Source organism: Streptococcus sp. HMSC076H09 (genome assembly GCF_001811765.1).
GTDB lineage: Bacteria > Bacillota > Bacilli > Lactobacillales > Streptococcaceae > Streptococcus > Streptococcus agalactiae.
Genome location: NZ_KV806614.1, coordinates 315632 through 337650, shown reverse-complemented (window position 1 = coordinate 337650; position 22019 = coordinate 315632). Strand labels below are relative to the sequence as shown.

General features: G+C 35.3%; 24 protein-coding genes and 1 riboswitch. Of the genes, 17 read left to right on the top strand and 7 right to left on the bottom strand.

Annotated elements, in window-relative coordinates:
- Positions 1-6: 6 nt before the first annotated feature.
- The 3 genes from HMPREF2818_RS08655 to HMPREF2818_RS08645 are packed head-to-tail and all read right to left on the bottom strand — an operon-like array spanning position 7 to position 1855.
- On the bottom strand, positions 7-819 hold the full coding sequence (locus tag HMPREF2818_RS08655; protein ID WP_000617815.1) for a TIGR03943 family putative permease subunit: 813 nt from the start codon (positions 817-819) through the stop codon (positions 7-9).
- Positions 819-1721: a permease gene (locus HMPREF2818_RS08650; RefSeq protein ID WP_000350893.1), complete on the bottom strand. Its 903-nt coding sequence runs from the start codon at positions 1719-1721 to the stop codon at positions 819-821. Before HMPREF2818_RS08650 ends, HMPREF2818_RS08655 begins: the two co-directional genes overlap by 1 nt.
- A 5-nt stretch (positions 1722-1726) precedes the next feature.
- Positions 1727-1855: an SPJ_0845 family protein gene (locus HMPREF2818_RS08645; RefSeq protein WP_001018624.1), complete on the bottom strand. Its 129-nt coding sequence runs from the start codon at positions 1853-1855 to the stop codon at positions 1727-1729.
- 132 nt (positions 1856-1987) lie between these two features.
- On the opposite strand from HMPREF2818_RS08645, the gene HMPREF2818_RS08640 reads away from it, so the two are divergent.
- The 8 genes from HMPREF2818_RS08640 (at position 1988) to HMPREF2818_RS08605 (ending at position 8832) form a co-directional block, all read left to right on the top strand.
- On the top strand, positions 1988-3031 hold the full coding sequence (locus HMPREF2818_RS08640) for an LLM class flavin-dependent oxidoreductase (protein WP_000571058.1): 1044 nt from the start codon (positions 1988-1990) through the stop codon (positions 3029-3031).
- Positions 3032-3134: 103 nt separating this feature from the next.
- The gene (locus tag HMPREF2818_RS08635) at positions 3135-5297 is read left to right on the top strand and encodes a Tex family protein (protein ID WP_025194076.1); all 2163 of its coding nucleotides are present in this window, start codon (positions 3135-3137) and stop codon (positions 5295-5297) included.
- Positions 5260-5718: a SprT family protein gene (locus HMPREF2818_RS08630; RefSeq protein ID WP_000366646.1), complete on the top strand. Its 459-nt coding sequence runs from the start codon at positions 5260-5262 to the stop codon at positions 5716-5718. The genes HMPREF2818_RS08635 and HMPREF2818_RS08630 overlap by 38 nt, the downstream gene beginning before the upstream one ends.
- Before the next feature lie 80 nt (positions 5719-5798).
- On the top strand, positions 5799-6062 hold the full coding sequence (locus HMPREF2818_RS08625; RefSeq protein ID WP_000842478.1) for a PspC domain-containing protein: 264 nt from the start codon (positions 5799-5801) through the stop codon (positions 6060-6062).
- A gap of 227 nt (positions 6063-6289) precedes the next feature.
- On the top strand, positions 6290-7225 hold the full coding sequence (gene hprK, locus HMPREF2818_RS08620) for an HPr(Ser) kinase/phosphatase (protein WP_000301753.1): 936 nt from the start codon (positions 6290-6292) through the stop codon (positions 7223-7225).
- A complete protein-coding gene (gene lgt, locus HMPREF2818_RS08615) occupies positions 7218-7991 on the top strand; it encodes a prolipoprotein diacylglyceryl transferase (protein WP_000609728.1) in 774 nt (257 codons plus the stop codon). Before hprK ends, lgt begins: the two co-directional genes overlap by 8 nt.
- A 14-nt stretch (positions 7992-8005) precedes the next feature.
- Positions 8006-8404 (top strand): DUF948 domain-containing protein, encoded by a 399-nt coding sequence (locus HMPREF2818_RS08610; protein ID WP_000569599.1) that lies wholly within the window; start codon positions 8006-8008, stop codon positions 8402-8404.
- On the top strand, positions 8401-8832 hold the full coding sequence (locus HMPREF2818_RS08605) for a YtxH domain-containing protein (protein ID WP_000039972.1): 432 nt from the start codon (positions 8401-8403) through the stop codon (positions 8830-8832). The genes HMPREF2818_RS08610 and HMPREF2818_RS08605 overlap by 4 nt, the downstream gene beginning before the upstream one ends.
- A 40-nt stretch (positions 8833-8872) precedes the next feature.
- Here HMPREF2818_RS08605 and HMPREF2818_RS08600 read toward each other — a convergent pair whose 3' ends face one another.
- Positions 8873-9148: a DUF3270 domain-containing protein gene (locus HMPREF2818_RS08600; protein ID WP_000097985.1), complete on the bottom strand. Its 276-nt coding sequence runs from the start codon at positions 9146-9148 to the stop codon at positions 8873-8875.
- A 340-nt stretch (positions 9149-9488) separates the two neighbouring features.
- Between HMPREF2818_RS08600 and HMPREF2818_RS08595 the strand changes: the two genes are divergently transcribed.
- The 4 genes from HMPREF2818_RS08595 to HMPREF2818_RS08580 all read left to right on the top strand — a co-directional run bounded on the left by HMPREF2818_RS08595 (position 9489) and on the right by HMPREF2818_RS08580 (position 13091).
- Positions 9489-10415 carry a peptidase U32 family protein gene (locus tag HMPREF2818_RS08595; RefSeq protein ID WP_017644230.1) on the top strand — a complete coding sequence of 309 codons (927 nt, stop codon included), beginning with the start codon at positions 9489-9491 and terminating at the stop codon, positions 10413-10415.
- A 129-nt stretch (positions 10416-10544) separates the two neighbouring features.
- Positions 10545-11831 (top strand): peptidase U32 family protein, encoded by a 1287-nt coding sequence (locus tag HMPREF2818_RS08590; RefSeq protein ID WP_000073158.1) that lies wholly within the window; start codon positions 10545-10547, stop codon positions 11829-11831.
- A gap of 126 nt (positions 11832-11957) precedes the next feature.
- Positions 11958-12170 (top strand): YdbC family protein, encoded by a 213-nt coding sequence (locus tag HMPREF2818_RS08585; protein ID WP_001288869.1) that lies wholly within the window; start codon positions 11958-11960, stop codon positions 12168-12170.
- Between the two features lie 123 nt (positions 12171-12293).
- Positions 12294-13091: a tryptophan-rich sensory protein gene (locus HMPREF2818_RS08580; protein ID WP_000622014.1), complete on the top strand. Its 798-nt coding sequence runs from the start codon at positions 12294-12296 to the stop codon at positions 13089-13091.
- Positions 13092-13191: 100 nt separating this feature from the next.
- Here the strand turns inward: HMPREF2818_RS08580 and HMPREF2818_RS08575 are convergent, their stop codons facing one another.
- Complete coding sequence (locus tag HMPREF2818_RS08575; RefSeq protein WP_001073014.1) at positions 13192-14532, bottom strand: Nramp family divalent metal transporter; 1341 nt, start codon at positions 14530-14532, stop codon at positions 13192-13194.
- Between the two features lie 419 nt (positions 14533-14951).
- Positions 14952-15066: riboswitch (FMN riboswitch) on the top strand.
- A gap of 193 nt (positions 15067-15259) precedes the next feature.
- On the opposite strand from HMPREF2818_RS08575, the gene ribD reads away from it, so the two are divergent.
- From ribD to ribE, 4 genes are read left to right on the top strand one after another with little or no spacing between them, the layout of a single operon-like run.
- Positions 15260-16369, top strand: a complete 1110-nt coding sequence (gene ribD / locus HMPREF2818_RS08570) for a bifunctional diaminohydroxyphosphoribosylaminopyrimidine deaminase/5-amino-6-(5-phosphoribosylamino)uracil reductase RibD (RefSeq protein WP_000975996.1) — start codon at positions 15260-15262, stop codon at positions 16367-16369.
- A complete protein-coding gene (locus HMPREF2818_RS08565; protein ID WP_000493855.1) occupies positions 16350-17000 on the top strand; it encodes a riboflavin synthase in 651 nt (216 codons plus the stop codon). The genes ribD and HMPREF2818_RS08565 overlap by 20 nt, the downstream gene beginning before the upstream one ends.
- Positions 17001-17017: 17 nt before the next feature.
- Positions 17018-18211, top strand: coding sequence for a bifunctional 3,4-dihydroxy-2-butanone-4-phosphate synthase/GTP cyclohydrolase II (locus tag HMPREF2818_RS08560; RefSeq protein ID WP_000885820.1), 1194 nt, complete (start codon positions 17018-17020; stop codon positions 18209-18211).
- A 14-nt stretch (positions 18212-18225) separates the two neighbouring features.
- Positions 18226-18696: a 6,7-dimethyl-8-ribityllumazine synthase gene (ribE, locus tag HMPREF2818_RS08555; protein ID WP_000152414.1), complete on the top strand. Its 471-nt coding sequence runs from the start codon at positions 18226-18228 to the stop codon at positions 18694-18696.
- Between the two features lie 74 nt (positions 18697-18770).
- Here the strand turns inward: ribE and lysS are convergent, their stop codons facing one another.
- A complete protein-coding gene (gene lysS, locus HMPREF2818_RS08550) occupies positions 18771-20261 on the bottom strand; it encodes a lysine--tRNA ligase (RefSeq protein WP_000070708.1) in 1491 nt (496 codons plus the stop codon).
- Positions 20262-20435: 174 nt separating this feature from the next.
- On the opposite strand from lysS, the gene HMPREF2818_RS08545 reads away from it, so the two are divergent.
- Positions 20436-21338: an HAD family hydrolase gene (locus HMPREF2818_RS08545; protein ID WP_000633105.1), complete on the top strand. Its 903-nt coding sequence runs from the start codon at positions 20436-20438 to the stop codon at positions 21336-21338.
- A gap of 35 nt (positions 21339-21373) precedes the next feature.
- Here the strand turns inward: HMPREF2818_RS08545 and HMPREF2818_RS08540 are convergent, their stop codons facing one another.
- A complete protein-coding gene (locus HMPREF2818_RS08540) occupies positions 21374-22015 on the bottom strand; it encodes a histidine phosphatase family protein (RefSeq protein ID WP_000675284.1) in 642 nt (213 codons plus the stop codon).
- Positions 22016-22019 lie beyond the last annotated feature (4 nt).

Here is a 22019-nt window from a genome sequence, read left to right as displayed (position 1 = left end):
TTTATATTAAAAGACACGATAAACATAAGGATTATTAGGTTTAGAAACTTGACGAGACTCTTCAATGTGTAAGACTGGTAAGTTTTGTTGTAACAATTGATTATACTCGGATTTAATTGTACCTCTAACAGTTACCCAAGTATTGTCCGGATAACTTTTTTGATTTCCAGTTGTTAGTAGACCATAAACTCCTGAATCGGCAATACAATGAATGATTCCAAAGCGGAAAATAAATTGATATCCTTCGTGTTTGGGTTCGTTATAAACAAACCCAGTATATTGTATTTGGCGATCCATGAATTGCTCGGGATAGAGATAAATTAGTTCCATAACTTCCATGTAGTTTTCAGTTGTGATGGTTAATGTACCAGAGCCTTTATATTTTTTAAGCTCTTTTTGCATTTCTTTTTCATAGGCTGAAGAAGTAAAATAAGTGCTGGTATCTGGTTTCAAATATTGAACGCGTGTCCCATCTTGACTTACAGTACCAGTAGAGCCGGCTGCTAGAGGGAAATTATATCCCTTGGCAGAGACTGTGGTTGAGTCTAAACTAACTGTAGGTACTAACAAACCTACTAAAACGGGAAATACTAAAATCATTGGGCTTGTTGATTTAGCTATTTTACCATGTAGGTGACTATGCATTTTCATATTTTTAACCCAAATAATTAGCTGTACAATTGCTAAAATAAAAGATAGGACCATTGAAATATAGGCCAAATAGGTATAATGAGTATTAATATACTGATTTAGTTTACCTGATAATTTTAAATACATGCTTAATTCAAAATAACCAGCAAGAATAAGAAATCGAATCATTATATTACCCCCACAAATAGACAATAGATGATAATAATAATAGAAGATACACTAATGAATTGGACAATAAACCTTGTTTTAAAAGAATTTACCATCATCATTAAATTCTTAATATCAATCATGGGTCCAATTAAAAGGAAAGCCATTACTGGCGCGATTCCAAAGGTTGATAATAAAGAAGCACCTATAAAAGCGTCAGCTTCACTACACAATGACAAAATGAAAGCAAGCAACATCATAACTAAGATGGCTGTGATAGGGCTGTGTCCGATAGTAGTAAGAACTCGAGTTGGTAAATAAATTTGCATAGCTGAAGCAATTAAAGTACCAAATACTAGATAGCGTCCTGTGTCAAAAAATTCATCGATGGCATGAGCTAAGGCTAGAAAGATTTTTTGATACCACTTCTTATCAGAATAATCATGAAAATGAGTAGGTTTAGCGTCTTCTTTTAGAATATTATCATCTACTAAAAAGGCAAGCATGACTCCTAAAGCAATGGCTACAATGGTAGCACCTACAAAGCGTAATATCAGGAAGCGTATAGAATTTCCAAATGCTGAGTAGGTTGCAAATAAAACAATAGGATTAATAATAGGAGCAGTAGCAAGAAACGGAACTGCCGTGTATGAAGGCACTTGCTTTTCAAGGAATCGATTAATAATAGGAATGATACCACATTCGCAAGAAGGAAAGACAAAGCCAACGAAGGTTCCAAATAAGACTCTGAGAAATTTATTTTTCGGTAAGAACTTATTGACTATATCAGGTGTTATAAAGACTTCAATAATTCCTGATAAAATAGTTCCAAGCAAAACAAAAGGAAGTGCCTCAATAATAATGGAAATGAAAATGGCAAACCATTGAAGGACACTATCCGGTAATTGATTAAAGATATCCATAGAACTTAATCTTTCTGAGAATCATCTTTCTGTTCAGGTTTTGAATCAGAATCAACTTTTTTAGGTTTTGGTACTTTAGCAAAACTAGCGAACATACTTTCTAAGTCATCTTGACGTTTGTGCGTAATAGCCATTAATGGCACCTCTTTCTTTATATAATAACCTATTATACTATATTAGCTTATTTTTAACATAAAAAAACAAATCGATTGGAAATAATACTATATAGTGATAAAATATTATTAGTAGATTGATGAGGTAAGATTATGATTGAATTAGGTATTACAACATTCGGAGAGACAACAATCCTTGAAGAAACAAACCAAAGCTATTCACATCCTGAGAGGATTCGCCAATTAGTTGCTGAGATTGAACTAGCTGATCAAGTTGGTTTAGATGTCTATGGTATTGGAGAGCACCATCGTGAAGATTTTGCGGTCTCTGCACCCGAAATTGTCCTAGCAGCAGGAGCGGTTAGAACTAATAATATCCGTTTATCTAGTGCAGTAACGATTCTCTCTTCCAATGATCCTATTCGCGTCTACCAGCAATTTTCAACGATTGACGCACTTTCAAATGGTAGAGCAGAAATTATGGCAGGGCGTGGTTCCTTTATTGAGTCTTTTCCATTGTTTGGATACGATTTAGCGGATTATGATGATTTATTTAATGAAAAAATGGATATGTTGTTAGCAATTAACTCAGCGACAAATCTCGATTGGAAAGGTCATTTGACACAAACAGTTAATGAGCGACCAATTTATCCAAGAGCATTACAAAGACAGTTACCAATATGGGTGGCAACAGGAGGAAATGTTGATTCTACAATTCGTATTGCAGAACAAGGTTTGCCAATTGTTTATGCAACTATTGGTGGGAATCCCAAAGCCTTTCGTCAATTGGTCCATATTTATAAAGAAGTTGGTAGTCGTAATGGACACAAACCAGAACAACTAAAAGTTGCCGCTCACTCTTGGGGATGGATTGAAGAGGATAATCAAACCGCTATTGACCGTTATTTTTTCCCTACGAAACAGACCGTCGATAATATTGCTAAGGGACGCCCTCATTGGTCTGAAATGACTAAAGAGCAGTATTTACGTTCAGTAGGTCCAGAAGGTGCTATTTTTGTAGGAAGTCCTGAAGTGGTTGCACATAAAATTATAGGACTTGTTGAAGCGCTTGAGTTAGACCGTTTTATGTTACATCTACCAGTTGGCTCTATGCCTCACAAAGACGTCCTAAATGCCATCAAACTTTATGGTGAGGAAGTAGCACCAATTGTTCGAAAATATTTTGAAAAGAATTAAAGCAGACCTGGTCTGTTTTTTATTGTTAGATTATAAAAACGCTATCTTGAAATCGCTTTTTAAAACTCTTCGTAAGTCAAAAATATGCTATAATAAAAGCGTTATGGAAAATTTAAATATTACACAAATTGCTATTGATTTAGGTATTAAAGCGTCACAAATCGAAAAGGTTTTAGAATTAACAGATGAAGGAAATACTATTCCTTTTATTGCCCGTTATCGTAAAGAAATGACAGGTAATTTGGATGAAGTTCAAATCAAATCAATTATTGACCTTGATAAGAGTATGACAGCTCTTTCAGATCGTAAAACTACGGTCTTAGCCAAAATTGAAGAACAAGGAAAGTTGACTCAAGAACTCAAAAAGGCTATTGAAGAAGCAACTAAACTAGCAGATGTTGAGGAACTCTACCTACCTTATAAAGAAAAACGTCGTACGAAAGCTACGATTGCACGTGAAGCAGGTCTTTTTCCTTTAGCACGTCTTATTTTACAAAATAAGGATAACCTTGAGGAAGAAGCTCAAAACTATCTTACAGATGGTTTTGAGACAACTACGAAGGCACTTTCTGGAGCAGTAGATATTCTTATCGAAGCTTTTTCTGAGGATAATAAATTACGTTCATGGACATATAATGAGATTTGGAACTACAGCTCAATCACTGCAGTTGTTAAAGATGAGTCACTTGATGAAAAACAGGTCTTCAAAATCTACTATGACTTTTCTGAAAAAATAAGTAAACTCCATGGCTATCAAGTTTTAGCATTGAATCGTGGTGAGAAAATGGGTGTTCTTAAGGTTAATTTTGAGCATAACCTTGAAAAAATGTTTCGCTTTTTTGCTGTTCGATTTAAAGAAACTAGCCAATATATAGATGACCTTATTGTACAGACTGTCAAGAAAAAAATCGTTCCAGCTATGGAACGCCGTATCCGTACAGAACTAAGTGAAGGAGCAGAAGATGGTGCAATTTCACTGTTTTCAGAGAATCTTCGTAACTTATTGTTAGTCTCACCGCTTAAGGGGAAAATGGTGTTAGGTTTTGACCCTGCCTTTCGTACAGGAGCAAAATTAGCAGTAGTAGACCAAACTGGAAAATTAATGACAACACAAGTGATTTATCCAGTTCCTCCAGCTAATCAAGCAAAAATCGAACAATCAAAAATAGAGTTAGCAAAACTTATCAAAGAATTCAATATAGAAATTATTGCTATAGGGAATGGAACAGCGAGTCGTGAATCGGAAGCATTTGTTGCAGAAGTTTTACAAGATTTTCCAGACGTATCCTATGTGATTGTTAACGAAAGTGGTGCCTCTGTTTATTCAGCCTCAGAATTGGCACGTCATGAATTTCCAGACTTAACGGTTGAAAAACGTTCGGCCATCTCAATTGCAAGACGTCTGCAAGACCCATTAGCAGAACTAGTCAAAATTGATCCAAAATCTATTGGTGTGGGTCAATATCAACATGATGTTAGTCAAAAAAAATTAGCAGAAAATCTTGATTTTGTTGTTGAAACTGTAGTTAACCAAGTAGGTGTTAATGTTAATACAGCAAGTCCAGCCTTGTTAGCTCACGTTTCAGGTTTAAATAAAACAATATCTGAAAATATTGTTAAATATCGTGAAGAGAATGGGCAAATTAAGTCACGTGCTGAAATTAAGAAAGTACCCAGATTAGGAGCAAAAGCTTTTGAGCAAGCTGCTGGATTCTTACGTATTCCTAATGCTAAAAATTTCTTGGATAATACAGGTGTTCACCCTGAGTCTTATGAAGCTGTTAAAAAGTTGCTTGACCAACTGACTATCAAAGAATTAGATGATTTTGCTAAAGAGAAGTTACAAAACCTTGACTTAATTGCAACAGCAGAAAGTATTGGGGTAGGTCAAGAAACATTGAAAGACATTATAGAAGATCTTTTGAAACCAGGTCGTGATTTACGTGATGATTTTGAAGCGCCTGTTTTGAGACATGATGTTTTAGATGTCAGTGATTTAAAAGTTGGACAGGAATTGCAAGGAACTGTTCGAAACGTCGTTGATTTTGGTGCTTTTGTTGATATTGGTGTTCATGAAGATGGTTTAATCCACCAGTCTCGCCTTATTAAGCGAAAACGCGATAAAAAAACTAGAAAAATGCCTCCTTTACCACATCCAAGCAAATATCTCTCTGTTGGTGATATTGTAACTGTTTGGGTTGTAGAGGTAGATGCGGAGCGTAGCAGAATTGGACTTAGTCTTATCAAGCCAGACGGACTTGACTAATTATGTTAAGAAGGTGTCTATAGAAGATTTTGGATGTCAGTTTTTACATACTGCACATTGGAATAATCGCTTGAGAACAACTGGAGGACGCTTCTTTCCAAACGATAGACACCTTGACTTTAATCCCAAAATTTATCGTGAGTTTGGTATTGATATTTTTCGTAAGATTGTAAGACATGAGCTTTGCCATTATCATCTCTATATACAAGGTAAAGGATATCAACATAGGGATAAAGCTTTTAAAGAGTTACTAGAAAAAGTCGATGGCTTACGATATACCCCTAGAGTTACGGCTGTTAAAGTGAATTATCATCATTACTCTTGCCAATCTTGTGGTCAAGTATACCGACGTAGGAGACGTGTTAATTTACGCAAGTTTGCTTGTGGTTATTGTCATGGTCGCTTGATAGAGAGTTTTTAAAATCAGTCGTAAGGCCTATTTAATTTTACTGTCAAAGTAGTTATAATTAAAATATAGAGTAGATAGAAAGAAGGATAGGTATGAAATCAAGCTTCTACAAACAACGAAAAGGTAAGTTGGTCTGCGGTGTTGTCGCCGGTCTAGCTGATAAGTATAACTGGGATTTAGCTCTTTCACGGGTGTTGATTGCACTGATTTTGTATTTTACCAAATTTGGTCTTTTGCTATATATTTTATTAGCTGTTTTCTTACCCTATAAAGAAGATATTATTGAAACAAGAAGACAAGGTCCCAGAAGACGTAAAGATGCTGAACCTGTTGATGATGACGGTTGGTTCTGGTAATTCATATAAAGGAGATTTGCTAGACGAATCTCCTTTTTTCTTAGCTTTATTTAGACCATTTTTTCAAAATATCTTCTTTTTTTCAGAAAAACGCGTTAGCGCTTACTTTTAGTAAAAAGTATGATATAATGTGGGTGTAAATTAATGAAAGTGTTTAGTACCTTTGCTCAACTTTAAATTGTAGGGTATAGCAATAGGGATATTCACTTTTATAAGAAGGAGTAAGTATGGCAGTTACTGTTCAAATGTTAGTTGACCGCTTAAAGTTAAATGTCATCTATGGTGATGAACATCTATTATCTAAGCGGATTACAACAGCTGACATTTCACGTCCTGGTCTAGAAATGACAGGGTATTTTGATTATTATGCACCAGAGCGTTTGCAACTTGTTGGTATGAAAGAGTGGTCATATTTAATGGCTATGACAGGACATAATCGTTATCAAGTGTTACGTGAGATGTTCCAAAAAGAAACACCAGCTATTGTTGTAGCACGTGATTTAGAAATTCCAGAAGAGATGTATGAGGCGGCTAAAGATACCGGTATTGCTATTCTTCAAAGTAAGGCCCCTACAAGTCGTTTATCAGGTGAAGTTTCTTGGTATTTAGATTCTTGCTTAGCTGAGAGGACAAGTGTTCATGGTGTCTTGATGGATATCTATGGTATGGGTGTTCTGATTCAAGGAGATTCCGGTATTGGTAAGAGTGAGACAGGACTAGAGCTAGTTAAGCGAGGACATCGTTTGGTAGCAGATGATCGTGTTGATGTTTATGCTAAAGACGAAGAGACGCTTTGGGGAGAGCCTGCTGAGATATTACGTCATTTACTTGAAATTAGAGGTGTGGGAATCATTGATATTATGAGCCTATATGGAGCTAGTGCGGTTAAAGATTCATCGCAAGTGCAATTAGCTATATACCTTGAAAACTTTGAAACTGGAAAAGTTTTTGATAGACTCGGAAATGGCAATGAAGAGATTGAATTATCTGGAGTTAAGGTTCCTCGGATACGTATTCCTGTTAAAACAGGCCGAAACGTGTCAGTAGTTATTGAAGCAGCGGCTATGAATCACAGAGCTAAACAAATGGGGTTTGATGCTACCCAGACTTTTGAGGATCGTTTAACACATTTGATTAGTCAGAACGAGGTCAATGATGATTAATCCAGTAGCAATACAATTAGGCCCCTTTTCTATTCGCTGGTATGCTATTTGCATAGTGTCTGGTATGTTGTTAGCAGTTTACTTAGCAATGAAAGAGGCCCCTCGTAAGAACATTAAGTCGGATGATATTCTAGATTTCATTCTCATGGCTTTTCCACTATCCATTGTTGGAGCTCGTATTTATTATGTTATCTTCGAATGGGCTTATTACTCTAAGCACCCAGTAGAGATTATCGCCATTTGGAACGGTGGTATTGCTATTTACGGAGGGTTAATTACCGGAGCCATTCTCCTTGTGATTTTTTCATATCGTCGCTTGATTAATCCCATTGATTTTCTGGATATTGCTGCTCCAGGAGTGATGATTGCCCAAGCCATAGGTAGATGGGGGAATTTTATTAATCAAGAAGCATACGGTAGGGCAGTAAAAAATCTGAATTACTTACCCAACTTTATAAAAAATCAAATGTATATTGATGGAGCTTACCGAGTACCTACATTTTTATATGAGTCTCTTTGGAACCTCCTAGGTTTTGTCATCATCATGTCTATTCGTCATCGACCGCGCACTTTAAAACAAGGTGAAGTGGCATGTTTTTATTTAGTTTGGTATGGATGTGGACGGTTCATTATTGAAGGGATGAGGACAGATAGCCTTTATTTGGCGGGTTTGCGCGTGTCACAATGGTTATCAGTTATTTTAGTTATTATCGGAATTGTCATGATTATTTATCGTCGTCGTGAACAACATATTTCATATTATTAAACAGAGGAGGTATTATGATAGAAATTGCTGTATTAATTATTGCCATTGCGTTTGTTGTTTTAGTTTTAGGAATACTTTTCGTTCTGAAAAAAGTATCAGAAACGATTGAGGAAACCAAGCAAACTATTAAAGTATTAACAAGCGATGTTAACGTGACTCTTTACCAAACTAATGAAATTTTAGCCAAAGCTAATGTTTTAGTTGATGATGTTAATGGTAAAGTATCTACTATTGATCCTCTTTTTGTAGCTATTGCTGACTTATCAGAATCTGTATCTGATTTAAACCTACAGGCAAGACACATTGGACAAAAGGCAAGTAGTGCAACCTCAAGTGTTACTAAGGCAGGGTCAGCTTTAGCTATTGGAAAAGCGGCTTCAAAAATTTTTCGTAAAAAAGGAGACAAAAAATGAGTAAATTATTTAAAACTTTAGTTATCAGTGCTGCATCAGGTGCAGCAGCAGCTTATTTTTTAACAACAAAAAAAGGAAAAGAGCTAAGGAAAAATGCAGAAAAGTTCTATGGAGAATATAAAGAAAATCCAGAAGAATATCATCAAATAGCTAAAGATAAAGCAAGTGAATATTCAAATTTAGCTGTTGATACTTTTAAAGATTATAAAGGTAAATTTGAATCAGGTGAATTGACAACAGAGGATATCGTCTCAGCCGTTAAGGAAAAAAGCGGAGAAGTAGTTGACTTTGCTAATGATTTTGTCAATCAAGCTAAATCAAAATTCTCAGATGAGGATACTGCTAAAAAAGAAAATAAGGCTCCTGAAACAAAAGTAGAAGATATTGTCATTGATTATAAAGAAAACACAGAAGATAAAGAAAAATAAAAAAGAAGCTACTTATAGTAGCTTCTTTTTTATGAGATTTTTATTGTCTGAGTGACCAAATGAATGAAGAGACTGCAGATGTAACTGCTAGACTTGCCAGCATCGCTAGTAAGAAACTCCAGACAGGTGTTAAACTTAGTGCTAGTAATAAGAAAGAGATTAGCACAGTGGTTATACTGAAGAGAGCGATACGAGCAAAAAAGACTAGCTCACGCAACTTAGCACTGTGATCAAATTCTTGAAATACTTGAAATTTTGGTTGAGCTTGCTCTGTTTTGCTTTCGTGAGTTTGCTCTTGCTTAAGTGGTGATGACATAGCTTTCTCCTTTGATACTAGCATATCATATCACAAATAATAGAGTTTGTCACTAGTTTTTTGATACTATGAGTTAAAATAAAGGTTTTTTCTCAAAAAAACAAAAACATTGTCCATATTAGTAGTAGAATACTAAAAGTATTTTTACTACTTTCCTTACTTTTTTAAATTGGAAAGGAAAAAAATAGATATAATTTCGCATAGTATTTCAATACTATGTTTTTTCTTATCTGATAGTGCTTAACCTCTAAAGTGATATAATTTTCGAAAAGAATATTTTTTATTTATTCTTGTCAAGAAATATGCTTAAAAATGCTGAAAGTTTGTTATAATACTAATTATGGAAAAAATAATTTTGACAGCGACAGCTGAATCTATTGAACAAGTAAAGCAATTGCTAGCAATAGGAATTGACCGCATCTACGTAGGGGAAGAAAATTACGGTCTTCGTTTACCACATTCATTTTCAGACGATGAATTGCGTGAAATCGCTAAATTAGTACATGATGCTGGTAAAGAATTGACAGTAGCTTGTAATGCACTCATGCATCAAGAGATGATGGATAATATCAAACCATTTTTGGAGTTGATGAAAGAAATTAATGTGGATTATTTGGTAGTTGGTGATGCAGGAGTATTTTATATCAACAAGCGTGATGGTTATAACTTCAAACTTATCTACGACACTTCTGTATTCGTTACATCAAGTCGTCAAGTTAATTTTTGGGGACAACATGGAGCAGTAGAAACGGTTTTAGCACGTGAAATACCTTCTGAAGAACTTTTTAAGATGTCTGAGAACCTTGAATTTCCTGCTGAGATTTTAGTTTATGGGGCTTCTGTAATTCATCACTCTAAGCGTCCGTTATTACAAAACTATTATAATTTTACTCATATCACTGATGAAAAAACACGTGAGCGTGGTCTTTTTTTAGCAGAACCAGGTGATCCAGAAAGTCACTATTCTATTTACGAAGATAAGCATGGGACTCATATTTTTATTAACAATGATATCGATATGATGACTAAAGTGACTGAACTAGTTGAACATCACTTTACTCACTGGAAATTAGATGGTATTTATTGTCCAGGAGATAATTTTGTTGCTATTGCTGAAATTTTTGTCGAAACAGCTCGTTTGATTGAAAATGGAACATTCACTCAGGATCAGGCTTTCTTGTTTGATGAACGAATTAGAAAACTGCACCCTAAAGGACGTGGTTTAGATACTGGATTTTATGAGTTTGACCCATCAACAGTAAAATAAGATTTATTTGCTACGTGAAAGTTTTCTATTTCAAAGCGTAGCCAATTACACTAAGAACTGCATATCGATTGGTATGTTAATTAAGATAGAAAATAATTCTTTTATCTTGAAAATAGAAGGAAATATAAGATGTCTAATGTAAAAAAACGCCCTGAGGTTTTATCACCTGCAGGAACACTAGAAAAATTAAAAGTTGCTATTGATTATGGAGCAGATGCTGTATTTGTTGGAGGTCAAGCGTATGGTCTTCGAAGTAGAGCTGGTAACTTTTCTATGGAAGAGTTACAAGAGGGAATAAACTATGCTCATGCAAGAGATGCTAAAGTTTATGTAGCGGCTAATATGGTTACTCATGAAGGTAATGAGCTTGGGGCAGGTCCGTGGTTTCGTGAATTACGTGATATGGGACTAGATGCAGTCATTGTTTCAGATCCTGCTCTTATTGTTATTTGTGCTACAGAAGCACCAGGTTTAGAAATTCATTTGTCAACTCAAGCCTCTTCCACGAACTATGAAACTTTTGAATTTTGGAAAGAGATGGGGCTTACTCGTGTCGTATTAGCACGTGAGGTTACTATGGCAGAGTTGGCTGAAATCAGGAAGAGGACAGATGTTGAGATAGAAGCATTTGTTCATGGCGCGATGTGTATTTCATACTCAGGACGATGTGTTCTATCAAACCATATGAGCCATCGTGATGCTAATCGTGGCGGTTGCTCTCAGTCATGTCGTTGGAAATATGACCTCTACGATATGCCATTTGGACAAGAACGTCAATCGTTAAAAGGCGAGATTCCAGAACCTTTCTCAATGTCAGCTGTGGATATGTGTATGATTGAGCATATTCCAGATATGATTGAAAATGGCGTAGATAGTTTAAAAATAGAAGGACGTATGAAATCCATTCATTATGTTTCTACAGTAACTAATTGCTATAAAGCTGCTGTAGATGCCTATATGGAAAGTCCAGAAGCTTTTGAAGCTATTAAAGAAGACTTGATTGATGAACTTTGGAAGGTTGCACAACGCGAATTAGCAACAGGTTTTTACTACCATACACCAACTGAAAATGAACAACTCTTTGGAGCTCGTCGTAAAATTCCTCAATACAAATTTGTTGGGGAAGTGGTTTCATTTGACAATGCTAAAATGGAGGCTACAATTCGTCAGCGTAATGTTATTATGGAAGGAGATCGCGTAGAATTCTATGGTCCTGGCTTCCGTCACTTTGAATGTTTTATTGAAGGTCTGCGCGATGCTGAGGGAAATAAAATAGACCGTGCTCCAAATCCGATGGAATTATTAACCATAACATTACCAAATCCAGTAAAAAAAGGGGATATGATTCGTGCTTGTAAAGAAGGATTAGTGAACCTTTATCAAAATGATGGTACTAGCAAGACTATAAGAGCTTAGATACTTTTATAACTATTTTGTCATTTTACATGGTCAATATTACTAAAAATTGTTAAAATAGAAGAAGTTCATTTAAATAGAACAAAAAGCTATAAAAATAACGAATAGTATAAGTGGAGGTATAAAATGTCAGAATTTACATTTGAAATTGTTGAGAAGTTACTGGTCCTATCTGAAAATGAAAAAGGTTGGACAAAAGAGTTGAATCGTGTTAGCTTCAACGGAGCGCCAGCTAAATTTGATTTGCGTACATGGAGTCCAGATCATACAAAAATGGGTAAAGGTATCACTTTATCTAATGAAGAATTTAAAGTCATTTTAGATGCTTTTCGTAAATAAATAAAAAGTGGTTTCAAAAACCACTTTTTTTGTCGAGACAAGCGAGTATTCAGTAAACATATTGATTAAAAAAATAGAATTTTTAAACTAAAAGAATTATAATGGAGGTGAAAGGAGGCCTCTATGATTAGATATTCATTTAAAAGTAAGATGTTATTGTTAGTCTTTATCTTAACAATAATAGTGAATTATTTATCCGCAACAGGTTTGTTAACAGGGAACAGTCAGAAGAGTCTGTCTGATCGTTATCAAACGCTCTTGACACCAGCACCATTAGCCTTTTCAATTTGGTCAGTCATCTATTTATTGACCTTTTTAGTAATATTAAGAGCTATATTCAGTAAGAGTCAATCTTACCAAGATAACTTTGCTAGCATTTTTCCATACTTTTTGGGTCTTCTATTAGTTAATAATATATGGACTGTATTTTTTACGAGTAATTTGATTGGCCTATCAACAATAATAATTTTTGCTTACTGTATTCTTCTGGTTATCATTATCAAGATACTCAGTAAAAATAAATCAAAATTACTGCTTAGAATAACATTTGGAATTCATGCAGGATGGTTGCTAGTTGCGTCATTGGTCAATTTAGCGGTCTACTTAGTTAAAATTGATTTTAATTACCCATTACCAAAGGTATATATAGCTATCATTGCCTTGATTTTTATAACTGTTTTAAGTCTTTACCTGGCTAGGGTATTACAAAATGCTTACTTAATCTTATCCGTTTTTTGGGCTTGGTTGATGGTTTTTAAAGCACATTTAGAAGGAAATTTTCAACACCTATATTTTAGTATCCAAATTTTATCTTTGATTGCAGCAATTATCTTTGGCGTATCGTTTTTCATCATCGGTTATTATAATGTCAAGGAGAGGTACAAGCAAAAAAATACTAGTCCTTACTCACGGGTTCTTTAAAAGAAATACAAAAAGCTCCATCATTATGTACTTTCCTCTATCATTAGATGTATGTCTCATGATAGAGGTTCAGTTCATTAGTGGGGCTTTTTGTATTGTATTAAAGTAAATCCATGATTAATTTCAAATTGAGTAATGTTAAAATGATGGCGACAAGGTATGCTAAATAGGTATTCCATTTAGCATTAGCATGCTCTCCCATAATTGATTTTTGCGACGTGAAATAAATCAATGGAAAGATTGAAAATGGTAAAGCTAAGGAAAGAAAAACTTGTGAATAGACGATTAGTTGATCTAACGTATTTTCTTCGCCTCCAACTAGTAGGGCGATAACAAAAATTGGAAGAAGAGTTAATAATCTAGTACAAAGCCTTATTAACCATTGAGGTAATTTGAAGTGAAGGAAACCTTCCATAACGATTTGTCCTGTTAAAGTACCTGTAATCGTTGAATTTTGACCACTTGCTAGTAGGGCAACTGCAAAAAGGGTAGAAAGGAAAGAACTGGCTACTGCACCAGTAATAGTTTTATCAGATAGGGCAAGATACATTTGAGAAAAGGCACTGATATCATTAGCATGCCCATAAAATAGACTAGCTCCTAAGACTAATAGTAGCGAATTCACGACAAATGCAAGTGATAGCTGAATGTTAGAATCTAAGGTCATGAAACGTACAGCTTTTTTTATTGAAGATTTATTATGATAATCCACGCGTCTAGTCTGAGATAAAGAAGAATGTAAATAAAGATTATGTGGCATGACTGTTGCGCCGATAATGCCAAGAGCGAGGGTTAAAGGACTATTTTTCCCTTCATGTGATATGTTAAAAAGCTCATGGTGTGGTAAAAATCCTTTGAACATAGCATCTAAATCAGGTTGTGATAAAACAACTAAATATGTAAAGATTATCAAAATTGTCAATATGAGAACAGAAACAAAGGCTTCAATTTTTTGGACGCCTAACTTCATTAAGAGTAAAAGTAAGAATACATCCAAAATAGTAATCATGATAGACAGTAACAGGGGCCAGCCAAATAATAAGTGAAGAGCAATGGCAGAGCCAATGACTTCTGCTAAATCAGTAGCGATAAGGGCTAACTCAATGATAATAAATAGCAGGTAACGAAGCGGTTTTGGGAGTCGAGAAGCTGTTGCTTGTGCTAAGTCCTGTCGTGTAACAATGCCAAGCTTGCCAGCCATTTGTTGTAATTGCATCGCCATCAAAGAAGATACTAAAACAACAAACAATAGTAAGTAACGATAGGTAGCTCCACCAATAACGCTAGTAATCCAGTTACCTGGATCCATATAACCAACTGCAACCAAAGCTCCAGGTCCAAGAAAAGCTCTTAAAGTGTTCCAAAAAGAGCTATTGTGAGGAACCTCAACGCTCTGATTAACTTCGGATAAGGATCTTTTGACGGAATGATTTTGATTCATGTAATACTATACTTTCTAGTAATCTCAAGCCATTATAACAAATAGAAAATAGAAAAACAATTAAAAATTAACGCTACTTAATAATCGATTGAGGTGCTGTTTAGTATTAGAGAACTATTTTCTTAACAGTTACATTTGAAATAACAAAATAACAGATTTCTATCGATTATTTTTAGTTCCGTAGATTTACCTAAGTTATTTAAGTGGAGTAAACTATATCTGTAGTGAATTTTTTAAGAAATATAATCCAATAATACTATCGATTCTTGTTTGATTAGTTCGAAAGATTGCTTTATGGTATAGATATACTGTCTTTTAAAGATAAGAATAGATGAGCTACTTAATTATTATTTTATAATAAAAAACACATTATTTTTATTGACAAATAAAAATGAGTTTAGTAAAATAACTGTCAAATAGAATTTCTTCGGGGTCAGGTGAAAATCCTAACCGGCGGTATAGTCCGCGAGCTTTCGAGCATGAACTGGTGTGATTCCAGTACCGACAGTAAAGTCTGGATGAGAGAAGAATTCAGTGATTGTCTGCTACTTGCAGTTTATTTGTGCTGGATTAATGAGAGACTCCCTATAGTTTTCTATAGGGAGTCTTTAGTTTTTTTGTGCTACCTAAAATATAATGCTAATTAGTATAATCAACGACTTCTCATCCCTCCCCTTAGTTTTCTATTTTAGAAGCTAAGGGTTTTTATTTTAGAAGGAAAAAGGAAATGATGAAAAAAGAAGACTACATGGCATTAGCCTTGAAAGAGGCTGAGAAAGGTATGGGGTTCGTTGCTCCCAACCCATTAGTAGGTGCTGTTATTGTTAAAGATGATCGTATAATTTCCAAAGGTTATCATAAACGATTTGGAGATTTACATGCGGAAAGACAGGCTATTAAAAATGCTGATGAAGATATCTCTGGAAGTACTCTGTACGTGACTTTAGAACCATGCTGTCATGTGGGTAAGCAACCACCTTGTACTGAAGCTCTTATTAAATCTGGTATCAAAAAAGTAGTAGTTGGAAGTTTAGATCCAAATCCTTTAGTTTCAGGAAAAGGGATTGCCTTGTTAAGAAAAGAAGGTTTAAATGTTGAAGTTGGTATCTTAAGAGAAGAATGCGATGCTCTGAATGAAAGATTCATTTTTCACATGACCTATAAGCAGCCTTTTGTTTATTTGAAATATGCTATGACTTTAGATGGGAAGATAGCTACAAAGACGGGCGATTCTAAGTGGATATCAAATGAGCACTCAAGACAATCTGTTCAGAAATTGAGGCAAAAATGTAGTGCTATTATGGTCGGTATCAATACTGTATTAGCTGATAATCCACGTTTAACTTGCCGTATTCCTAAAGGTGAAGCGCTTGTGAGGATCGTATGTGACAGTCAGTTGAAGATACCTTTAGACTCTTACCTAGTTAAGAGTGCTAAAACAATACCAACATGGATTGCAACATGTTCAGATAATCTTGCTCAGCAACAAACATTAAAAGAAATGGGTTGCCGTTTGATTAAGGTTCCAAGAAAAGATGGAAAGCTGGATTTGAAAGTATTAATGACTATTTTAGGACAAGACGGGATTGATAGCCTTCTTATTGAAGGAGGAAGTAGTTTACATTTTTCAGCTTTAAAAGCTGGTATTGTTAACAGACTAATTGTTTTTATTGCACCCAAAATAATAGGAGGTCTGAAAGCAAAAACAGCTATTTCTGGAGAAGGCTTGGATTGGCTTAACCAAGCTTTCAGAGTAAAAGATATTGAACTTAGTCGTATGGATTCTGATGTTGTTATTGAAGGAAAGGTAGAACATTATGTTTACAGGAATTATTGAGGAAATGGGTCAAGTCAGTCGTATTCGGAATGGCATAAAGTCCCAACAATTAAGTATTGACGCTCCCAAACTAGTCCCTTTATTAAGAAAAGGGGATAGCGTAGCTGTTAATGGTGTTTGTTTGACGGTTCTTGACAAAAGTGAAAAAGCTTTTATAGCAGACGTCATGCCAGAAAGTATGATGCGAACAAGTTTAGCTGCTTTACGACTTCATTCTAAAGTTAACTTAGAATTAGCACTCAGAAGTGACTCAAGGTTAGGGGGACATTTTGTTCTTGGACATGTGGATGGGGTTGGAAAAATAGAAAAAATCCAAAAAGATGATATTGCTGTCAGATTTTCAATTGATGCTCCACCTAGTATTATGTCTTATATTATAGAGAAAGGTTCGGTGGCTCTAGATGGGATTAGCTTAACAGTGGTATCATTTACAGAGCATTCTTTTGAAGTTTCGGTCATTCCCCACACGATGACTCAAACTAATTTATCCTTAAAAAAGGTTGGGGATTTATTAAATATCGAAGTGGATGTTTTAGGCAAATATGCTGAGAAATTTTTAGCACCGACTAATAGAACTAATCACACTTCATCGGTAATGGATTGGTCTTTTTTATCAGAAAATGGCTACTAAGAGAGAGGAGAAAGCTAATGGCCTTTAGTCCAATAAAAAAACTTTTACAAGACATCAAATCAGGGAAAATGGTAGTTTTGATGGATGACGAAAATAGAGAGAATGAAGGGGACCTTATTTGTGCGGCTGAAATGGTGACAAAAGAGTCGATTAATTTTATGGCTAAATTTGGGAAAGGATTAATTTGCTTACCTCTATCTAATTACTATGCTGAAAAGTTAGAATTAGCTCAAATGGCTAGCCATAATACTGATAATCATGAAACAGCTTTTACCATATCCATTGATCATCTATCAACTAGTACTGGGATTTCTGCGGAAGATAGAGCTTTGACAGCTAAGATGGTTGCTAACGACAGTAGCAAAGCTAAAGACTTTAGACGTCCTGGGCACTTATTTCCCTTGTTAGCCAAGGAAGGAGGTGTTTTAGCTAGAAATGGACATACTGAAGCAACCGTTGACCTATGTCGTCTAGCTGGATTAAAGGAATGTGGACTTTGTTGTGAAATAATGGCTGAAGATGGTAGTATGATGAGAAAGGATGAGTTATTAGCATTTGCTCAAAAGCACGATTTAGCTATCGCTACCATAAAACAATTGCAAGACTATAGACGTCAAGAAGAGGGAGGGGTGGTTAGAGAAATTGAGATTCAGCTACCAACGCAATTCGGTCATTTTACGGCTTATGGATATAGCGAAGTTGTGGCAAGTAAGGAACATGTTGCCCTTGTTAAAGGGGATATTAGTAGTGGTGAAGATGTTTTATGTCGTTTACACTCAGAATGTTTGACAGGTGATGTCTTTCATTCCTTGAGATGTGATTGTGGGGAACAACTGGCTAATGCACTCCAACAAATAGAGGCTGAAGGTCGTGGCGTCCTTCTTTATATGAGACAGGAAGGTCGAGGAATTGGTTTGATTAATAAGTTAAAAGCTTATTATTTGCAAGAAGAAGGCTTAGATACTTTAGAAGCTAATTTGGCTTTAGGTTTTGAAGGAGATGAGAGAGACTATGGAGTTAGTGCTCAACTTTTAAAAGATTTAGGTATAAATTCTATAAACTTACTAACCAATAATCCAGATAAAATCCAACAACTTGAAGCAGAAGGAATTTGCGTCAAAAACAGAGTGCCATTACAGGTAGCAGCAACAGCTTATGACCTTAATTATTTAAAAACTAAGAAAGAAAAAATGGGACATCTTTTAGATTAAAGGAGGAAGAAAAAATGACAATTATTGAAGGACAATTAGTGGCAAACGAAATGAAAATAGGAATCGTAGTCTCACGTTTCAATGAATTGATTACATCTAAATTATTATCAGGAGCAGTAGATGGACTGCTGAGACATGGTGTTTCAGAAGAAGATATAGATATTGTATGGGTACCCGGTGCTTTTGAAATCCCCTATATGGCTAGAAAAATGGCGTTATATAAAGATTATGATGCTATTATCTGTCTTGGGGTAGTCATTAAAGGCAGCACTGATCATTATGATTATGTTTGTAATGAGGTGACAAAAGGTATTGGTCATTTAAATAGCCAGTCAGATATCCCTCATATCTTTGGTGTTCTAACAACGGATAACATCGAACAAGCTATTGAGAGGGCAGGAACAAAAGCAGGAAATAAAGGTTATGATTGTGCTCTTTCGGCTATTGAAATGGTGAACCTTGATAAAAAATTGCGTGAGCGATAAATCAGAAACCTAACAAAGTTCAGTAGAGGTAATATTAAAACCCACCTTAAATAAGGATGGGTTTTAATATATTCTTATTTCATTGTAGGGAAAAGTAGGACGTCTCGGATAGTTGTTGTATCAGTTAACAGCATACAGAGACGGTCGATACCAATACCTAGTCCACCAGTAGGTGGCATACCATATTCAAGTGCTTCAACATAATCGTAATCAACTCCAGTTGCTTCATCATCGCCAAGTTCTTTAGCAGATGCTTGTGCTTCAAAGCGAGACAGCTGATCAATTGGGTCATTTAATTCTGTAAAAGCATTAGCGTATTCTTTAGTCATGATAAAGAGTTCGAAACGGTCTGTAAAACGAGGGTCTGTATCATTTTTCTTAGCAAGTGGAGACACTTCGACTGGATGACCAAAGACAAAAGTTGGTTGAATTAAAGTGTCTTCAACGAATTCTTCGAAGAAGGCATTAATGATGTGACCAACTGTTGTGAAATGTTTTTCAAGAGGAACATTTTTTTCTTGTGCCAAAGCTTGTGCTTCTTCAAGAGTCATTTCTTTCCAGAAGTCAATACCAGTGATTTCTTTAACCGCATCAACCATATGAACACGTTTGAATGGTTCATTAATTTTAATTTCTGTGCCTTGATAATTAATTGGTCCATCACCTTTTACAGTTTTTGTAACATGCTGGATAATACCTTCTGTCAAGTCCATAATATCCTGGTAGTCAGCATAGGCTTGGTAGGCTTCAATAGATGTGAACTCTGGATTGTGGGTTGCATCCATCCCTTCATTACGGAAAATACGTCCGATTTCATAAACACGCTCCATACCACCTACAATAAGACGTTTTAGATGCAATTCAGTTGCGATACGAAGAACCATGTCAATGTCTTGTGCATTGTGGTGTGTGATAAATGGGCGAGCAGAAGCACCACCAGCTTCATTATGAAGAACAGGTGTTTCAACCTCTAAGAAACCATTGCTATCCATAAAGCGACGAATTTCTGAAATGATTTTTGAGCGTGTTACAAAACGGTCAAAGCTGTCACGATTTGAGATTAAATCAAGATGACGTTTACGATAGATTGTTTCAATATCAGTTAGGCCGTGGAATTTTTCAGGAAGTGGACGGAGCGCTTTTGAAAGGTGAGTAATATGAGTAGCCTTGATAGAAAGTTCTCCCATATCTGTACGCATTACTTGCCCTTCAACACCAAGGAAGTCACCTAAATCAGCTTTTTTAAAGATTTCGTAGTTTTCTTCGCCAACAGAATCTTTACGGACATAAATTTGAATTTGACCTTCGCGATCTTGGATATGCGCAAAGCCAACTTTCCCCTTACCGCGCTTAGTCATTAAACGACCAGCGATTGTAGCAGTTTCTTCAATGTCGTGCAAGTCTTCTTTTGATTTGTCAGCGTATTTTTCATTTAATTGACCAGATGTTGCTGTACGTTCAAATCGTTTACCAAAAGGATCAATGCCTTGTTCAGTCAAAGCAGCCATTTTTTCACGACGAACAATCTGTTGGTCATTTAATTCTTCAATATGTTGGTTAGACATAATTTCCTCCAAGTTAGTATTCATCCTATTGTACCACAAAAACACTGATAATTCATAATTTATTTTATGAGTTTATGGTGTTATTCTCATTTTTAATAGACTTTTCACCATTTGAAAATAAGGGTAGAAAAAGGTATAATTAACAATTGAAAATTCAGAAAGAAAAGGATAATCATGATTACTTCAATTGTTTTTGATGTTGATGATACAATTTACGATCAACAAGCACCTTACCGTATTGCTGTGGAGAAATGCTTTCCTGATTTTGATATGAGCGCTATTAACCAAGCTTATATTCGCTTTCGTCATTATTCAGATATTGGCTTTCCACGAGTAATGGCTGGTGAATGGACAACAGAATATTTTCGTTTCTGGCGATGCAAAGAAACGCTTTTAGAGTTTGGTTATCGTGAAATTAACGAAGCTACTGGTATTTATTTTCAAGAAATATACGAACATGAACTTGAAAATATTACAATGCTTGATGAGATGCGTATGACACTTGACTTTTTGAAATCAAAAAATGTACCAATGGGAATTATTACAAATGGTCCTACGGAACATCAATTGAAAAAAGTTAAAAAATTGGGACTTTATGACTATGTTGATCCAAAACGTGTTATAGTTAGTCAAGCAACTGGTTTTCAAAAGCCTGAAAAGGAGATTTTTAATTTAGCAGCAGAGCAATTTGATATGAACCCTTCAACTACACTTTATGTGGGTGATTCATATGATAATGATATTATGGGTGCATTTAATGGTGGTTGGCATTCTATGTGGTTCAACCATAGAGGACGTTCTTTAAAACCGGGAATTAAACCAGTTTATGATGTTGCTATTGATAACTTTGAGCAATTATTCGGTGCTGTTAAAGTGTTGTTTGACTTACCTGATAATAAATTTATTTTTGATATCAACGATAAAAGTAATCCAGTCCTTGAAATGGGACTTAATAATGGTTTAATGATGGCAGCAGAGCGTCTGCTTGAGAGTAATATGAGCGTTGACAAAGTTGTTATTTTACTGCGCCTAACTGCAAAACAAGAAAAAGTATTACGCATGAAGTATGCTAGATAATTAAATAATCCACTAGATGAATCTAGTGGATTATTTTAGTGTGTCATTTTGACCTCTTGCCTTAAATAAGATTTATCGTTCCAAGTCAGACAGTTGAAGTCTTTAAAATCATGAGTTTCTATGATTGTGAGGCTGGCATTATCAAGTTTATCTTTGTAGTGTAAACTACCATATTGATAACCCAGTAAGGAACGAATAGACGCAGTTAGGTTTGCTCCATGTCCTACAATAAGGACCTTGTCGTAATTTTTTGAAGCTAAAGAACGTAAGAAACTCTCTACACGATGCGTTGTCTGATAAAGAGATTCTGCACCGAACATGTCATGTTTAAATTGTAAGGGATTTTGATAAAATGCGGTCATTTGACGAGGATAGATAGCTTGCATAGTTGCAATTTTACAACCTTCTAAAGTTCCCAATGCCCATTCACGAAGTTGAGGAGTATAGTGGATTTCTTTTGGGCATGAATTAGCATCATTGAGGATATTAACAGTATCTCTAGCACGACCTAAGTCGCTAGAATAAACAGCATCAAAATGAATAGATGATAGGTATTGTCCAAGTTCTTCTAATTCTTCAATAGCTTCTTCAAGGAGAGGTGAGTCTCCGTTAGCACCTTGGAAACGTCCCTCTAAATTCCATTGTGTTTTTCCGTGTCTAACAAGATAAAATTTCATATTT

What these genes read in the sequence shown, in the direction of transcription:
- HMPREF2818_RS08655 (WP_000617815.1), bottom strand. Translation starts at nt 819, where the DNA reads ATGATTCGATTTCTTATTCTTGCTGGTTATTTTGAATTAAGCATGTAT.
- HMPREF2818_RS08650 (WP_000350893.1), bottom strand. Translation starts at nt 1,721, where the DNA reads ATGGATATCTTTAATCAATTACCGGATAGTGTCCTTCAATGGTTTGCC.
- HMPREF2818_RS08645 (WP_001018624.1), bottom strand. Translation starts at nt 1,855, where the DNA reads ATGGCTATTACGCACAAACGTCAAGATGACTTAGAAAGTATGTTCGCT.
- HMPREF2818_RS08640 (WP_000571058.1), top strand. Translation starts at nt 1,988, where the DNA reads ATGATTGAATTAGGTATTACAACATTCGGAGAGACAACAATCCTTGAA.
- HMPREF2818_RS08635 (WP_025194076.1), top strand. Translation starts at nt 3,135, where the DNA reads ATGGAAAATTTAAATATTACACAAATTGCTATTGATTTAGGTATTAAA.
- HMPREF2818_RS08625 (WP_000842478.1), top strand. Translation starts at nt 5,799, where the DNA reads ATGAAATCAAGCTTCTACAAACAACGAAAAGGTAAGTTGGTCTGCGGT.
- hprK (WP_000301753.1), top strand. Translation starts at nt 6,290, where the DNA reads ATGGCAGTTACTGTTCAAATGTTAGTTGACCGCTTAAAGTTAAATGTC.
- lgt (WP_000609728.1), top strand. Translation starts at nt 7,218, where the DNA reads ATGATTAATCCAGTAGCAATACAATTAGGCCCCTTTTCTATTCGCTGG.
- HMPREF2818_RS08610 (WP_000569599.1), top strand. Translation starts at nt 8,006, where the DNA reads ATGATAGAAATTGCTGTATTAATTATTGCCATTGCGTTTGTTGTTTTA.
- HMPREF2818_RS08605 (WP_000039972.1), top strand. Translation starts at nt 8,401, where the DNA reads ATGAGTAAATTATTTAAAACTTTAGTTATCAGTGCTGCATCAGGTGCA.
- HMPREF2818_RS08600 (WP_000097985.1), bottom strand. Translation starts at nt 9,148, where the DNA reads ATGTCATCACCACTTAAGCAAGAGCAAACTCACGAAAGCAAAACAGAG.
- HMPREF2818_RS08595 (WP_017644230.1), top strand. Translation starts at nt 9,489, where the DNA reads ATGGAAAAAATAATTTTGACAGCGACAGCTGAATCTATTGAACAAGTA.
- HMPREF2818_RS08590 (WP_000073158.1), top strand. Translation starts at nt 10,545, where the DNA reads ATGTCTAATGTAAAAAAACGCCCTGAGGTTTTATCACCTGCAGGAACA.
- HMPREF2818_RS08585 (WP_001288869.1), top strand. Translation starts at nt 11,958, where the DNA reads ATGTCAGAATTTACATTTGAAATTGTTGAGAAGTTACTGGTCCTATCT.
- HMPREF2818_RS08580 (WP_000622014.1), top strand. Translation starts at nt 12,294, where the DNA reads ATGATTAGATATTCATTTAAAAGTAAGATGTTATTGTTAGTCTTTATC.
- HMPREF2818_RS08575 (WP_001073014.1), bottom strand. Translation starts at nt 14,532, where the DNA reads ATGAATCAAAATCATTCCGTCAAAAGATCCTTATCCGAAGTTAATCAG.
- ribD (WP_000975996.1), top strand. Translation starts at nt 15,260, where the DNA reads ATGATGAAAAAAGAAGACTACATGGCATTAGCCTTGAAAGAGGCTGAG.
- HMPREF2818_RS08565 (WP_000493855.1), top strand. Translation starts at nt 16,350, where the DNA reads ATGTTTACAGGAATTATTGAGGAAATGGGTCAAGTCAGTCGTATTCGG.
- HMPREF2818_RS08560 (WP_000885820.1), top strand. Translation starts at nt 17,018, where the DNA reads ATGGCCTTTAGTCCAATAAAAAAACTTTTACAAGACATCAAATCAGGG.
- ribE (WP_000152414.1), top strand. Translation starts at nt 18,226, where the DNA reads ATGACAATTATTGAAGGACAATTAGTGGCAAACGAAATGAAAATAGGA.
- lysS (WP_000070708.1), bottom strand. Translation starts at nt 20,261, where the DNA reads ATGTCTAACCAACATATTGAAGAATTAAATGACCAACAGATTGTTCGT.
- HMPREF2818_RS08545 (WP_000633105.1), top strand. Translation starts at nt 20,436, where the DNA reads ATGATTACTTCAATTGTTTTTGATGTTGATGATACAATTTACGATCAA.
- HMPREF2818_RS08540 (WP_000675284.1), bottom strand. Translation starts at nt 22,015, where the DNA reads ATGAAATTTTATCTTGTTAGACACGGAAAAACACAATGGAATTTAGAG.